Origin of the sequence: Corynebacterium minutissimum, assembly GCF_016889765.1 — a bacterium.
GTDB lineage: Bacteria > Actinomycetota > Actinomycetes > Mycobacteriales > Mycobacteriaceae > Corynebacterium > Corynebacterium minutissimum_B.
In genome coordinates, this window is the sequence record NZ_CP069533.1 from 415,113 (window position 1) to 429,195 (window position 14,083).

At 59.5% G+C, this 14,083-nt stretch carries 17 protein-coding genes; 2 read left to right on the forward strand and 15 right to left on the reverse strand.

What is annotated here, in order from left to right; translation table 11 throughout:
• Nucleotides 1-234 precede the first annotated feature (234 nt).
• The 13 genes from lgt to hisD all read right to left on the reverse strand — a co-directional run bounded on the left by lgt (nt 235) and on the right by hisD (nt 10,978).
• Nucleotides 235-1,203 (reverse strand): prolipoprotein diacylglyceryl transferase, encoded by a 969-nt coding sequence (gene lgt / locus I6J26_RS01910; RefSeq protein WP_115022784.1) that lies wholly within the window; start codon nt 1,201-1,203, stop codon nt 235-237.
• A 52-nt stretch (nt 1,204-1,255) separates the two neighbouring features.
• Entirely contained in the window at nt 1,256-2,083 is an 828-nt protein-coding gene (locus I6J26_RS01915; RefSeq protein ID WP_115022786.1) for an indole-3-glycerol phosphate synthase TrpC, read from the reverse strand.
• A 106-nt stretch (nt 2,084-2,189) separates the two neighbouring features.
• Nucleotides 2,190-2,822 (reverse strand): TIGR02234 family membrane protein, encoded by a 633-nt coding sequence (locus I6J26_RS01920; RefSeq protein ID WP_115022788.1) that lies wholly within the window; start codon nt 2,820-2,822, stop codon nt 2,190-2,192.
• Nucleotides 2,815-3,267 carry a phosphoribosyl-AMP cyclohydrolase gene (gene hisI, locus I6J26_RS01925; protein WP_115022790.1) on the reverse strand — a complete coding sequence of 151 codons (453 nt, stop codon included), beginning with the start codon at nt 3,265-3,267 and terminating at the stop codon, nt 2,815-2,817. Before hisI ends, I6J26_RS01920 begins: the two co-directional genes overlap by 8 nt.
• Entirely contained in the window at nt 3,264-4,028 is a 765-nt protein-coding gene (hisF, locus tag I6J26_RS01930) for an imidazole glycerol phosphate synthase subunit HisF (protein ID WP_115022792.1), read from the reverse strand. The genes hisI and hisF overlap by 4 nt, the downstream gene beginning before the upstream one ends.
• An 88-nt stretch (nt 4,029-4,116) precedes the next feature.
• Nucleotides 4,117-4,920 (reverse strand): inositol monophosphatase family protein, encoded by an 804-nt coding sequence (locus I6J26_RS01935; protein WP_115022794.1) that lies wholly within the window; start codon nt 4,918-4,920, stop codon nt 4,117-4,119.
• 5 nt (nt 4,921-4,925) lie between these two features.
• Nucleotides 4,926-5,708: a bifunctional 1-(5-phosphoribosyl)-5-((5-phosphoribosylamino)methylideneamino)imidazole-4-carboxamide isomerase/phosphoribosylanthranilate isomerase PriA gene (gene priA / locus I6J26_RS01940; RefSeq protein WP_115022796.1), complete on the reverse strand. Its 783-nt coding sequence runs from the start codon at nt 5,706-5,708 to the stop codon at nt 4,926-4,928.
• 30 nt (nt 5,709-5,738) lie between these two features.
• On the reverse strand, nt 5,739-6,374 hold the full coding sequence (hisH, locus tag I6J26_RS01945) for an imidazole glycerol phosphate synthase subunit HisH (RefSeq protein WP_115022798.1): 636 nt from the start codon (nt 6,372-6,374) through the stop codon (nt 5,739-5,741).
• Entirely contained in the window at nt 6,371-7,645 is a 1,275-nt protein-coding gene (locus tag I6J26_RS01950; protein WP_395858304.1) for an MFS transporter, read from the reverse strand. Before I6J26_RS01950 ends, hisH begins: the two co-directional genes overlap by 4 nt.
• Nucleotides 7,642-7,824 (reverse strand): hypothetical protein, encoded by a 183-nt coding sequence (locus tag I6J26_RS01955; RefSeq protein WP_115022800.1) that lies wholly within the window; start codon nt 7,822-7,824, stop codon nt 7,642-7,644. Before I6J26_RS01955 ends, I6J26_RS01950 begins: the two co-directional genes overlap by 4 nt.
• Before the next feature lie 6 nt (nt 7,825-7,830).
• The gene (gene hisB / locus I6J26_RS01960; RefSeq protein ID WP_115022802.1) at nt 7,831-8,463 is read right to left on the reverse strand and encodes an imidazoleglycerol-phosphate dehydratase HisB; all 633 of its coding nucleotides are present in this window, start codon (nt 8,461-8,463) and stop codon (nt 7,831-7,833) included.
• Between the two features lie 36 nt (nt 8,464-8,499).
• Nucleotides 8,500-9,606, reverse strand: coding sequence for a histidinol-phosphate transaminase (locus I6J26_RS01965; RefSeq protein WP_115022803.1), 1,107 nt, complete (start codon nt 9,604-9,606; stop codon nt 8,500-8,502).
• A gap of 31 nt (nt 9,607-9,637) precedes the next feature.
• A complete protein-coding gene (gene hisD, locus I6J26_RS01970) occupies nt 9,638-10,978 on the reverse strand; it encodes a histidinol dehydrogenase (RefSeq protein ID WP_115022805.1) in 1,341 nt (446 codons plus the stop codon).
• A 162-nt stretch (nt 10,979-11,140) separates the two neighbouring features.
• On the opposite strand from hisD, the gene I6J26_RS01975 reads away from it, so the two are divergent.
• The gene (locus I6J26_RS01975) at nt 11,141-12,064 is read left to right on the forward strand and encodes a YbjN domain-containing protein (RefSeq protein WP_115022807.1); all 924 of its coding nucleotides are present in this window, start codon (nt 11,141-11,143) and stop codon (nt 12,062-12,064) included.
• Here I6J26_RS01975 and I6J26_RS01980 read toward each other — a convergent pair.
• Together I6J26_RS01980 and I6J26_RS01985 are read right to left on the reverse strand one after the other, a co-directional pair.
• Entirely contained in the window at nt 12,061-12,582 is a 522-nt protein-coding gene (locus I6J26_RS01980) for a hypothetical protein (protein WP_239121807.1), read from the reverse strand. The genes I6J26_RS01975 and I6J26_RS01980 overlap by 4 nt on opposite strands.
• A gap of 8 nt (nt 12,583-12,590) precedes the next feature.
• Nucleotides 12,591-13,361: a hypothetical protein gene (locus I6J26_RS01985; RefSeq protein WP_115022809.1), complete on the reverse strand. Its 771-nt coding sequence runs from the start codon at nt 13,359-13,361 to the stop codon at nt 12,591-12,593.
• A 186-nt stretch (nt 13,362-13,547) separates the two neighbouring features.
• Here I6J26_RS01985 and I6J26_RS01990 point away from each other — a divergent pair, with 186 nt between their 5' ends.
• Nucleotides 13,548-14,072, forward strand: a complete 525-nt coding sequence (locus I6J26_RS01990; protein ID WP_039676029.1) for a TetR family transcriptional regulator — start codon at nt 13,548-13,550, stop codon at nt 14,070-14,072.
• Nucleotides 14,073-14,083 lie beyond the last annotated feature (11 nt).

The following is a 14,083-nucleotide window of genomic DNA, read 5'->3' on the forward strand; positions in this document are numbered from 1 at the left end:
CATCGGGGATGTCTAACGGTTCCCAAACTACCCCCGTTTTCTAGTCTCTGCCACCATAAATGTCGCTCACATCCCCATCGGAGCCGTGCCGTTGCACCCTTCCACGCCCCGCTTTCCATTGCAAAACCCAAGACGAAACAGGCGCGAGCGGGCATGATCAGACAATTCCGGCAGACCCCTCATCGGGCGCGGCGTTCAACGGCAGCGCCGCCCACTCATGAACTGTGATTCCGGCTACTGCGACGTACCTCCGGCAGAGGAAGCATCAGAGTGAGGGTACCGGAGAGCCTGTGAACCCGAGCGCCCATCATCGCCTACGCTACGGTCTTCGCCACCTTTGGTGCGATGCGGATCAACCTCTTCGGGAGTCTCCTGGCCGCGTGGCAGACGAAGATACACGATAAGCGCAACGATGAAGCAGACGACGGACACAATGACGTTGACGCGGAATCCGAAGATGTGCGTGGCCTCATCCGCGCGCATGTTTTCAACCACGAAACGTCCGGCAGTGTAGCCTGCGACGTACAGCGCAAAGACACGCCCATGTCCCAACTTCCAGGCTTTGTGTGCCCACACAAGGAAGAAACAAATGATCACGTTCCACACGAGCTCGTAGAGAAAGGTCGGGTGCACCGACGTCATGACTTCACCCGTAGAACGTCCACTAATCGGTGCGTAGTCACCGTTCTCGTTGACGCGGTAGTAAATATCGAGTGCCCAGGGCACTGTGGTTTCCCGGCCGTAAAGCTCTTGGTTAAACCAGTTTCCAAGGCGTCCAATGGCCTGGGCCAGGATAAGGCCGGGTGCTACGGCGTCGGCAAACGGCCCCAGCGGAATTCCCTTGATTTTAAACATGACCCACACAGCCACCGCACCAAGCGCGACCGCACCCCAAATGCCGAGGCCACCGTTGGTGATCTTCAGCGCGTCGATAGGGTCACACGTGGAACAGAAGTATTTATCGTTATCCGTAATCACGTGGTAAAGGCGCCCACCGATAATGCCGGCGGGAATGACCACGATGGCCGCGTCCCACACCACGTCTGGGTTTCCTCCCCGCGCAGTGTAGCGACGCAACGTCATCCACATAGCGACGAGGATGCCCAGAATGATGCACATGGCATAGGCCCGAATCGGAATCGGGCCCAGGTGCCATACGCCCTGAGGCGGGGAAGGGATATTCGCGAGGTAGTAAATCTGCACGGGAGATAGTGTGCCTGAAAAATGCGGGTACTACAACGCTTCCGCCACCGACCTACAGTTTGCGGGACGGGCAGGCCGGGTGTTGTCCGGCCGCCACCAGCGAACGGGCTAGAGCCATAGGGTCCTGAGCCGCCATGATTGACTCACCTACGAGAATGGCATCCGCACCGTGTGAGGCATAAGCCAGCACGTTGCGGGGGCTGTTCACGCCGCCGACGGCGATGCGGGTTATGGATTCGGGCAGACCGGGCGAAATAGTAGAAAAGGCCTCCCGATTAATAGCATCGGAGGCCAAAGACCACGCATTGATCGCCACAACAGAGCCGCCAGCTTTGATGACTCGATCTACTTCCGCACACGTGCGCACCTCAAGAATGGCGGTCATTCCCAACGATTCCACGCGATCCAGCAGTGACTCAAGGCGGGCTTGCTCAAGCAGCTCTACTTGCAGCGGAATCGCGTCCGCACCATAGCAACGTGCCTCATGAACCTGATAGGGATCAACGATGATGTCGCGGCATACCATCGGTATGTCCACGGCATCGCGGGCAACCCGCATGTCCTCTAGCGAGCCATGAAAGCGACGGCGATCCGTCTGGCAGGCCATGACGTGTACGCCGGCTTGCTCAAGATCGTGGGCCAAAGCCGCCACTGACTGTGGGCTATCTAAGTGCGCAATCTCGCCGGCATACGGCACGGCGCGTTTGATTTCGGTGATGATGGAACATCCAGGACGAAGCAGCGCCGTCGCGGCATCGCGCGGGGTATCCATGTCACGTGAACGCGCTTTTACTTCTTTGAAGGGAACACGGGCCTCACGCGCGGAGACATCGGCAAGCACGCCAGCGACGAGATGATCGACGGCGATTGGGGTAGGCATCAGCACCTCCCTCCGTGAAGAGACTCAAGGACAAACCGGGCGATTGAGATCACAATCAGGCTAGCGCGCAGACACCTCTAACCGGAAATCCGGGGTACCCAACGCACTAGGTGCGCGGAGGAGTATCCGTAGGATCGATATCGGCGTCGAGCGCATCCCACATCACGCGGCCAGAGTCTTGGGACGTCTCCAAATCTTCCTGCAGGCGCTCCTGGCGCACGGCCGGGGTTTCATATTTGGCGGTTCGCGGTTTATCCACGCCGGGGTTGCTGGCTACCATGACCGCGCCAAACAGGGCGAGTGCAGCACCGATGATGGCGAGGACCGGCCCGGCAGAAGACGCATCGGCGGTGAGCACTACAGCCCAGTCAGAAATCGTCGTCGAATCCACCGAGGTGTCATTCGTTCCACCGCGCAGCAGCTCCTGGGCGCGCTCAGCCTCGGCGCCTGCAGTGAGCAACGCCACGGGACGCCATGCGGCACCTGCTGCGGCCAGCGCAGTGAGGATTGCCACGATTCGTCGTGCAGTCCGGCGCAATGCCAGCGCGGCCACGCTACCTGCCAGAATCACGACCGTAAGTGCAATAAGTTCGAGTGACCACAAGGAACCTGACAAGGTCATCACGCTCGACCCGGCTTTATCATCCTCGACTGCGGCCGTTACCCACGTCATACGAGAGGACAGCCACAGCACAATTGCGCCTACGACCATGAGAATGGGTCCCCATCGTTTAGCCATCTGCGGGCTCCTTCCTGCTGCCGGATGCGCTGTCGTTGTTCGCGGAGTCCGCGAAAAGGTCGTGGGCGTCAAAGCACGTGCGGTCACCTGTATGGCAGGCACCGCCTGCTTGACGCACGGTGAGCAGGATAGTGTCGCCATCACAATCGAGGCGCGCACCGATGACTTCTTGGGTATGGCCTGACGTTAAGCCCTTGACCCAGTACTCCTGGCGAGAACGGGAGTAATAGGTCCCCCGGCGCGTTGCCAACGTGTAGGCCAGAGCATGGTCATCCATCCACGCCATCATGAGGACTTCGCCGCGTTCTGACTGCACAATGGCCGGCACCAGCCCAGCCTCATTGCGCTTCAGGTGCTGGGCTATTTCCGCGGTGAGTTCGTAGTCTACGACTCTATCTTCGCTGCTGCTTGTGGAGTTGTGTGTCGATTCCTGTGCCGTGCTCACTGCCGCACCTCATAACCGGCATCAGCGAGTTCCTGCTTAACTGCCGAAATCTCGACTTCACCAAAGTGAAAAATACTGGCGGCCAAGACGGCATTAGCTCCGGCCGCAACGGCTGGTGGAAAATGCTCAGCCTTACCCGCACCACCGGAAGCAATGACGGGAACAGAAACCGCCGCGCGGACGGCCTCGAGGAGCTCAATGTCGAAACCTTCCTTGGTGCCGTCACCATCCATCGAGTTGAGCAGGATTTCACCCACTCCTAGATCCTCACCGCGGCGAGCCCACTCCACGGCATCCAAGCCCGCAGGTGTGGTGCCGCCGTGAGTTGTGACTTCAAAACCACTCGGATAGTCCGGGGCACGGCGGGCGTCAACGGAGAGCACGATGCACTGCGAACCGAAGACATCGGCGAGCTCCCGCAACAACTCTGGACGGGCAATCGCCGAAGAATTGACGGAGACCTTATCGGCGCCCGCCCGCAATAGTTCGCGCACATCCTCCACCGAACGTACGCCACCGCCCACGGTCAAAGGGATAAAGACCTGGTCCGCGGTGCGGCGCACGACATCGAGCATTGTGCCCCGTCCATCCTTGGACGCGGAGACGTCCAAGAAGGTGAGTTCATCCGCGCCCAGCTGGTCATAGCGAGCAGCAAGCTCAACTGGGTCACCGGCATCACGCAGGTTGGCAAAGTTGACGCCTTTGACCACGCGGCCATTGTCAACGTCAAGGCACGGGATCACGCGCACAGCAAGCGCCATGATGAAAGTCCTCCTCGGGAGATGAGATAGTAGTGGGTAATTTGCCTTAAGGCCTCAACGCTCAAGGCCTTAAGGCACTGTGCGAAGATCAGCGCTGGCCCCGCGGGTTGCGGGAAATGGCATCCAAAATGGTGGCATGGACTTGCGGGGTACCGCCGACAAAGCCCTTCGAGGTAGCGGTCCACTCGTTTCCATCGGGATCACTGACACGTCCACCGGCAGCCTTAATCATCAGCGCACCAGCAGCGTTATCCCACACGTGCGGCGAAAAATTCACGGCACCATCGAACACGCCCTGCGCCACGAAGGCATTATCCAGTCCAACGGATCCGGTCATACGCGGACGCAGGCCTGTTTCGCGGAGATCATTGAACAAATCAATGGGAAGGTGCGAAGAGCAGCCGACATGACCACGCGCCTCATCGAAGCCTTGGGCGCCTTCTCCCCCACCGAACCCGGTGGCCGGTCCTCCGCTAGAACGCAGCGGCATGCCCTCAGCGGCGACAACGCGGCGCTCGAGCAGCGGGAAATCCGCCACGGCAACGATCGGCTTCGCCTCATGCAGAAGCGACACCAGAACTCCGCAGCAAGGATTGCCAGCAGAATAGTTAGCGGTGCCATCCACTGGGTCCACAACCCACACGGTATCTTCCAAAGCACCGCCAGACTCCTCCCCAAAGATGGGAATTCCGGTGAGCTGGCTCAAGGTCACACGCAATTGCTCCTCGATGTGCAGGTCCACTTCGGTGGCGAAATCGCCTTCGCCTTTGAAGCGGGCTGGTTCCGCACCAAGGCCTGCGCGGAAAAGGTCATTGACCTGGTCCACCGCAGCCTCAGCAAAAGCAACGAGCTCGCGAGGATCCGAGGAAGAAAGTCCAGTCATCGGGGCCATGTACTTTAGTCCTCCTCGATAGGGTCGATGTACTCCTCGGCCGGAAGTGGGGTGACCTCAGCAACGGCTGCGAGTGCGTCACTCAGCGTAAAACGTTCCTCATACAGTGCCTTGCCGATGATGGCGGAGTCGATGCCCTCGTTCTCGTACAGGGCCAATTCACGCAGATCATCCAGCGTGGAGATTCCACCCGACGCGGTCACTGCAGCATCGGTTGCTGCCGCTACCTCACGCAACAGCTCGATGTTCGGACCTTGGAGCGTGCCGTCCTTGGACACATCGGTAACCACAAAACGGGTGCAGCCAGCAGCATCAAGGCGCTCAAGTACCTCCCAGAGGTCCCCGCCGTCGGACACCCAGCCATGCCCGCGCGTACGCCATTCACCATCAATAAGCTGTACTGCCAAGTCCACAGCGATGCGGTCGCCGTGCTCCGCGAGCACCTTGGCAATCCAGTCCGGTTGCTCCAGCGCCGCGGTACCGATATTGACGCGACGGGCGCCGGTGGCTAATGCTCGGGCGAGGGATTCATCATCCCGGATACCGCCGGTGAGTTCCACCTCAAGGTCCACACTCGACGTGATTTCCGCAAGCAGCTCATGGTTGGAACCGCGGCCAAATGCAGCGTCGAGGTCCACGGCATGCAACCACTGCGCCCCTTGGGCCTGCCATTTAAGGGCGGCCTCACGCGGAGAGCCATAGGACTTTTCGGTTCCGGCTTCTCCTTGGTCCAAACGCACAGCCTGGCCATCAACAACGTCAACCGCGGGCAACAGTGTAAAGCTCATGGTGCGTAGTCTACCTTTCAGGCACGCGCTTTAAAGCGTTCCAACCCAGTTCTTTAACAGCTGCGAGCCCACGTCCCCGGACTTTTCCGGGTGGAACTGCGTAGCCCACAACGCGCCATTGTCCACGGCAGCCACGAAACGATCGCCGCCATATTTTGCCCACGCAACTTTAGGAGGCTCGGTAATTTCGGTCTCCAACTCCCAGCTGCGAGCAGCATATGAGTGAACGAAGTAGAAGCGATCCCCGGCATCGATGTTCTCAAACATGCGGCTACCCTGGGGCATCTCGACGGTATTCCACCCCATGTGAGGAAGCACGTCTGCCTGGAGCTTTCCGACGTCCCCCGGCCACTCACCGCAGCCTTCTGTGTGAGCACCGTGTTCAGTGCCGGATTCAAAAAGCACCTGCATACCCACGCAAATGCCCAACACCGGGCGGCCACCAGCAAGACGCTGGCCGATAATGCGCGGCCCCTGGGCTGCGCGCAAACCCTCCATGCAGGCAGCGAAGGCACCAACACCAGGGACCAGCAGGCCATCCGCCTCGACGGCGAGGGCGGGATCCGCAGTCACCGTGACGTGTGCGCCGACACGCTCAAGGGCGCGAACCGCGGAGCGCAGGTTACCCGCTCCATAGTCCAGGATGGCAACGTTGTGCGAGCTCATCGTGGGTCCTTTCCAGGCCTCCTCGGCCGCCTAATCATGCGAAGTCGCGTTTGAATGTCGTTGATTTCACTCACGCGAGTCTTGCCCAAAGCGCTGTCAGCCAACGTCATGAGCAGACCCACCGCAATGATGGCAGAACCCACGGCGAAGGCACCGTCATAGCCGGACATCGCTACGACCGCTCCCAGAGCGGTGGAGCCGAGACCGGTGCCTCCGTCGTAGAAAATGTTCCACACCGCCGAACCTTCGGACAGGCGCTCGCGCGGCAGGCGATCAAACATCGACAACAAAGCCTCGTTTTGGACGATGCCAAATCCAGCTCCGTACACCATCGTTCCGAAGACCAGCAACCAAATGGACCACTCCTGCCACAGCACTGCAGCAATCAGGCCGACACCAAAGACGGAAAAAATCTGTGCAGGAATCATGAGCGTGCCCGGCTTGCCCGCACGGTCAGCGACCACGCCAGCCACGTAGCGGAAAATCATCGCCGCGCCACCAATCACGGACAGCATGAAGCCGCCAAGCACGGCGCCGCGTTCCGGATCGAGCTCACGCACGGCCGGGGAGATGAAGTTCGACGCCACACCGTAGCTCACCGAGAAACTCGTCAGCGCCAAGGCAGGGACGAGGACGAGCTTCCACATGGGAGCACGCGGAGTCGTATCCGAAGGATCTGGGCTTCCCACAGGTGCCGCCTTAATCTTCGGCACCAAAATACACGTGAAGAAGCCCAACAAGCCCAAACCTGCTGCCAACAAGTAAACGAGGTTGTAGTTATATGCAGCAGCGACGGCGAGGCCGACCGGCAAGAAAGCCATTTGAGCTGCGCCAATGAAAAGGCCGAAGATACCCGTCGCCTTACCCAGCAGGCGCCGCGGCGTAATCTCTGCGATGAGAGCATTCTCCGCCACCGTCAGAGCACCGAAACCTACGCCACGCAGGGCAGAAAACCCGAGGGCGATAGGCGCGGCGTCACCAAGCATATGGCCCAGCGCAGGAACACCCAGCAGAAGTGCTGAGGAGGCCATAATGGGCCGGTATCCAAAGATGCGCAGCAGCATCGGCGTGATCATCTGCGTCAGCACGGTCGCCAACATGAAGACGCCGGTGGTCGCACCAGCCAGGGTCGCGGACCCACCGGCGTCGAGAACCGCTAACGGCACGACCGGCAGCAACACCGACCATGCACCGAAAGCGGAGACCACCGCGATCATGGTCTCTTTAAAGCCGGCGACCTTCCACACATTCGTCGGAGTCGCTTCAGTCACTTCGCCGCCACCCCTGCCGAAAAGATATCCAGCAGCCAGGCCAGCGCAGCGGCTACGGTGATGGCTGCCAGCACACCGGCCACAACGGTCAGCAGTTTCGAGTCATTCTGGTAGGCCGACCACGCGCCGCCGATGAGCACACCAGCAACGAGGAAAAGAATAAGAACAACAATGTTCATAACGTCTTAGAGGGCTCCCTTCGTCGAGGGGACGCCGCTCACGCGCGGATCACGCTCAGTGGCTTGACGCAGTGCACGGGCGACGGCCTTGTACTCCGCTTCGGTGATGTGGTGAGGGTCGCGACCATAGCGCACGTTGACGTGCAGCGTTGTTGCCGAGTGGATAGCGAAGGTTTCGAAGAAGTGACGGTTTATCACCGTGGCATAGTGGCCACCGATAATCTGCCACTCGAGGTTCTCGGGTTCGCCATTCATGACGAAGTATGGGCGGCCAGAAATGTCCACGACGGCCTCAACCAAGGTCTCATCCATGGGCAGCAACTGGGAGCCAAAGCGACGAATACCCGTCTTGTCCCCCAGCGCCTCCAAGAACGCGCGACCCATGACGATGGCGGTGTCTTCGACGGTGTGGTGCGCGTCGATGTCGATATCGCCCTCAGCATGGACGGTGAGGTCGAAGGAACCGTGAGTACTCACCGCGGTGAGCATATGATCAAAGAACGGCAGACCGGTGGAAATATCCGCCTGTCCTGCGCCGTCGAGATTGATTTCTACGGAGATCCTCGTCTCCCCCGTGGCACGTTCAGCGCGGCCAATCCGGGCACCGTTGCCCTGGCGCGCAGTGACGTCGGCACTCATATTCTCACGTTCCTCCTTCACGTCGTGTTCATGGCGTTATTTCTGGATCATCTCTACTGTATCTGCCAAGTCCGCCGCCGCAGAAAGGAAGGCATCATTTTCTTGCGGCAGACCAATCGTGGCGCGCAGTAATCCCGGAACTCCGTTGTCACGGATAAGAACATCGCGGTCGAGGAAGCCTTGCCACACCGCATGTTGGTCAGCAAAACGTCCAAAGGACACAAAGTTAGATTCGCTGGGAACGACGTAGTACCCCAGCTCTTCGAGTCGATTAACCACGCGCTCACGTTCGGCCGACAGTTTCGCCACCGTGCTCAAGGTTTCTTCCTTGTGCTCGATGGCCACGATGGCCGCAATTTGGGACAGCACCGAGAGGTGATACGGCAAACGCACGAGCATGACGGCCTCAACGAAGGCGGGGTCCGCCACGAAATACCCTAAGCGTCCACCGGCAAAGTCGAAGGCCTTCGACATCGTGCGGGAGACCACGAGCTTGGTGGGATACTTCTCCAGCAGCGTGGTGGCTGATGGAGACGCCGAAAATTCCATGTACGCCTCATCTACGATGACAATGCCCGGCGCGGCCTGGATGATCTTCTCTACCAGCTCAATCGGGGTGACATCACCGGTGGGGTTGTTTGGGGTGGTGATGAAGATGACATCGGGCTGGTGCTTCTCGACGTCCCTCAGCGCCGCCTCTTCATCAATTCGGAAGTCCTCATCACGTGGGGAGGAAATGAATTCCGTCTGCGTACCGGCACACAAGATGGGGTGCATGGAATAGCTCGGGGTAAAACCCAGTGCGCTGCGTCCGGGCCCACCAAAAGCCTGGAGAAGCTGCTGCAAGACTTCGTTTGATCCATTGGCTGCCCACACGTTATCCACACTCACAGCCACGCCGGTCTGCTCAGAAACGTAGTCCGCCAAGGCAGTGCGCAGCTCCACAGCATCGCGCTCCGGGTAACGGTTGAGCTGCGCCGCATGCTTCTCGACGGCCTTCACCATATCCCGTATCAGCGCCTCCGACGGCGGGTACGGGTTCTCGTTGGTATTGAGCTGGTTCGTGACCGTCAACTGCGGTGCGCCATAGGCGCTGGAGCCGCGCAGTTTTTCACGCAGGGGAAGATCTTTCAACTCAGCCATGGTATCGGTCTCCTCAAGTGTTGCTAGCTCTCTAATTCTGGGGCGCGTTCGCGTCATCGAAGCGGGCGGCAATCGCCTCACCGTGCGCCGGAAGTTCCTCAGCGGCGGCAAAGGCAATGACCTTATCGGCCACCTCCCCCAGCGCCGAGCGGTCGTATTCCACAAGGTTGACTGGGCGCAGGAAGGTGTGCGTGGACAGGCCAGCGCTGAATCGTGCCGTGCCGGAGGTCGGCAAAACGTGGTTGGATCCTGCCGTGTAATCACCCAACGGCACCGGTGAGTAGTCGCCCACAAAGATGGCACCCGCATGGCGAATCCGTTCGGCCACCTCACGGGCGTTCGCGGTGTGAACCTCCAAGTGCTCGGCGGCATACGCATCAGCCACGGAAATGCCCGCCTCTAGGTCGTCGACGAGCACGATGCCGGACTGCTCGCCGCGCAGCGCCTCCGCAGCTCGCTCGGCATTCGCCGTCGCGGTGTAACGCTGCGCTACTTCCGCCGCCACAGCCTCCGCCAGCTCTTCGCTGGCGGTAATGAGAACCGATGCTGCCATCGGGTCATGCTCCGCTTGGGAAATAAGGTCATACGCAACGTACACGGGATTCGCCGTATCATCAGCCAGAATGGCGATCTCAGTCGGGCCCGCCTCGGCATCGATGCCCACCACGCCCTGCACAGCTCGCTTAGCTGCGGCCACGAAGACGTTGCCTGGACCAGTAATGATGTCGACTGGCTCAAGCGCTTCTTCTCCCGTGGCTGGCTCATCGTCACCATAGGCCAGCAAAGCAATCGCTTGGCCACCACCAACTGCCCACACTTCCTCGATGCCCAACATGTGGCAGGTAGCCAGAACCGTCGGGTGCGGCAGTCCGCCGAAGTCTTTCTGTGGCGGGGAGGCCACAACCATAGCCTCAGCACCGGCTTCCTGAGCTGGGACGGCGTTCATGATGACCGAGGAAGGATACACTGCCTTGCCGCCAGGCACGTAGAGACCTACGCGTTCGATCGGCTGGAAGACTTCGGTCACCGTAGCGCCCGGCGCCAACGTCGTAGTGTGTGAGGAAGGCTTCTGGTCAGCATGGACCGCCCGTACGCGGGCAATGGATTCCTCGATCGCTGCACGGACCTGGGGCTCGAGCTCATCTGCGGCTTCCTGAAGTGCCTCAGCGCCTACACGCACCGCTACTGGACGTACGCCATCAAAGCGCTCGCCAAAGTCGAGGGCTGCTGCCGCACCACCCTTGCGTACCGCTTCCACCATAGGGACAACGGTGTCCATGACTGACGATACATCCGTCCCGCCACGCGGCAGGACTCGTCGCAAGCGAGAGGTGCTGAGCTTTTCTCCGCGCAGGTCAATGGTTCGTAGCATGGCAAGGCCCCTTTAATAATATTTATAATATGCAGCGGTTTCTATACCTTCCCATTACTATACCTGCGCCAAAAAGCCAGCGGGCCCCAAGGTGCAGGTTATAGAATGTGTCACTAATAACACATTGAGGCACCACACCAATTGGTGAAGAGAGGCGGCGAGATGAACCACGGCGCCGACGAGCACGACGGCCAGGCCCACTCCGAGCTACTCACACGCGTAGAAAAGCTCGCGCACTGTGAAGAGCTGGACTGCATCCGCGTTCATGCTGACGAGCTCCTCTTTCCGCACTCACCTCTAGGTGAAACACGCGCCTATATGGATACAGAAGGCGAGCCCATTCTGCGCTTCTACACCACCCATAACGGCGTTCTAGACTTCGGTGAAATTCCAGAGCTCAGCGAGTTTGTCAACGACTGGAACCATGACTGCCTCTCACCCCATTTGGTACTCAACTACTCCTCCCCCACTGAGGTTGAGGTGTGGGGTCATTCCTTCCTCGTCGTCCATCAGGAACCCACCACAGCGCAGCTTGCGGCATCCGTCCTACCTGCTTTGTTCAACGCCGGAGCATGCCTCGAAGAGCTCGCCTCCCGATTCCCAGCCCTCATGTTGCCACGTCCACCAGCGCCGGACGAACCTTCAGAACTCGATGGTCCCGTAGCAACCGTCGACATCGCTCGCTTAGAGGAGCTCTTACCTTCGCTCGGGATCACGCGGTTTCAAGCTGATTCCACAGACGCACTTTACGCGTGGATTAACGATGTCCTCTTTGCCTTCGCCATCGATTCCGGCCCCAGCCTCATCATCAAAGGTCATTGGGACCCCAACTTGCCCGGCAGCGAGTTTTCCAGGATTTTCCTCATTTGCAATGACTGGAACCGCACCAATCACTCCGCCTCCGCGTTCTGCCACTCCAACGTCGATGGGCTCCAGGTTCGCGTGGACTATGCGGTGATGACGGGAGCAGGGCTTTCCGACGTCCAACTGGTCACCACCCTAGGTCGCGGCATCAAGCACGTGCTCCATGGCATCGACGACATTTCGCACGATGCTGTGGGCTCCTCCCCTGTTGTATGGCCCTAGTCAGTGTCTTCCGGCAGTGCACCAAGACCGGGATCGGGATTGATGAAAACTGCAGACCAGTAGGCAAACATAGCCATAAATGGTGCCACCAACCATCCAATGGCCGGGGTGAATTTAGGAACGAATTCAACGAACTCGCCAGGATTCTCCGGAGCCGAGGTCGCCGTGACTCCTCCGCAAACGTAGAAGGCCGCTGCACCAGCGAGGCAGACCACACCAGACCAGACCAATACGCCGACTCCGCGGTAGCGCTCACCACGCAGATAGGCCACCGTTCCCATCGCCACGCCTAGTATTCCAGTGATGAGGACGAAGGTAATGAAGGACAGGAACTGAACGTTGGCACCGTTGCTCAACGCATAACCCCCGCCCTCTACTCGATGACCTTCAAGCGTTGGCCGCCAAAGACCCCACAGCGCACCCGAAACACTGAAGATAAGGAGCGCCAACGCGAGCAACCCCGCGCCAAATCCGATGGCGCGGGGTATGCGAAAGCTAGGTGCACGTAGTGCAGTCACGAGCTGTTTTAGTTGCAGAAGGTCCAGTTACCGTTCTCACGCTTGAAGCGCATGGTAGAGCTGTCCAAGCCCTTGCTGGTGTTAACGTTCACGGTGGCGGAGGCGGAGTCGCCGTCAACAACGACGTCGTTGATGGACTCAACACCGGTCTGAGTCCAGTCGAAGCCCTCCATCTGAGAGGTATCAGCATTGGTGGCGGCCAACATGTCCTTGAGCTGGTTCATCGGGACGTCCGGAATCTGGTTGTAGTCAAGCTCGCTCAGGCCAGAGTTCGGGTCGTTGCGCACAGCTTCACAAGTGTGGTCCGGCAGGTACTTCACGAAGCTACGCATGGTCTGCTGGTCGTACATACCGCGAACCAGTCCGTTGATGCCGTCGATGTCTTCCTGGCTAGCTTCCTGGCCCTGAATGGGCTCTACCTTCGGCATGCTCTGGAAGGGGTCAATGCCGTTCTCAAACGGGTTGGCCAGAGTCTGGTCAGCGCCTTCCTCAGCCGGGGCTTCCTCGCCCTCCGGCTTCGGATCCTGGCCCTCGCCTTCCTTCTTCTCTTCGCCTTCCTTCTTGTCCTGCTCCTCGCCTTCCTTCTTCTCTTCGCCTTCCTTCTTGTCCTTATCCTCGGAGGTCTCACCCTCCTTGGCCTTGGTCGTGGTGGTGGTCTTCACAGCGGAGGACGCAGCGTCAGCTACCTCTTCGCCTTTGTCGCCGCATGCAGCCAAGGTCAACGGTGCAACCAGCGCGACTGCAATGAGGGACTTCTTAGCGGGGGTCAGGAAAGACAAGGGATAACTCCTAATTTTCTAATGATGAGAGTGACAGATTGCACGCTCTGGTGCAGTTCACATAACCCTAACAAGCAGTGGTTGAAGAATTCATGACCTAAACCTTGAAGGTTCCTGTGAACCCCACTACTCTTTTTTACTCACAAGAGCCACACTAAGAGCACGAGACCCGTACAGTAGTCTGTTGTGCACCTTTCTCGCGACGCTATAGTTTCCACGGCCCTCGAGCTCCTCACGAGCTACGGGCTGGCTGATGTCACCATGCGGCGCGTCGCTACCACCCTCGGCGTGGCTCCTGGCGCATTGTACTGGCACGTAGCCAACAAGCAGGCGTTGATTGCCGCCATGGCCACCGAAATTATATCGCCAGTTTCCGGAGACACTCCTGCCGAGTTGGCAAGCTCCCTCCACCGCGAGCTCAGCCGTTGGCGCGACGGCGCGGAGGTAGCCATCGCCGGTGCTGCTTTCCCCGAGTCCACAACCCGCGCAGACCTCGAAGAGCTCTTCGCCGCAGCGTTGGAGCGAGAGGTGCCGGAGGGGACGTCGGAAAGCATCGGCGTTGCCGCACGCACCTTGATCCATTACGTCCTCGGCGCCACCTTCTTGGAGCAATCCCATGCCCAGTTGGGAGGCGTCTCTGCATCGGCACACACTGATGACGCCTCCATCCGCGCCACCGAACTCGTGGTCGCGGGATTACGTGCGCTCTAAACTCACCTGCG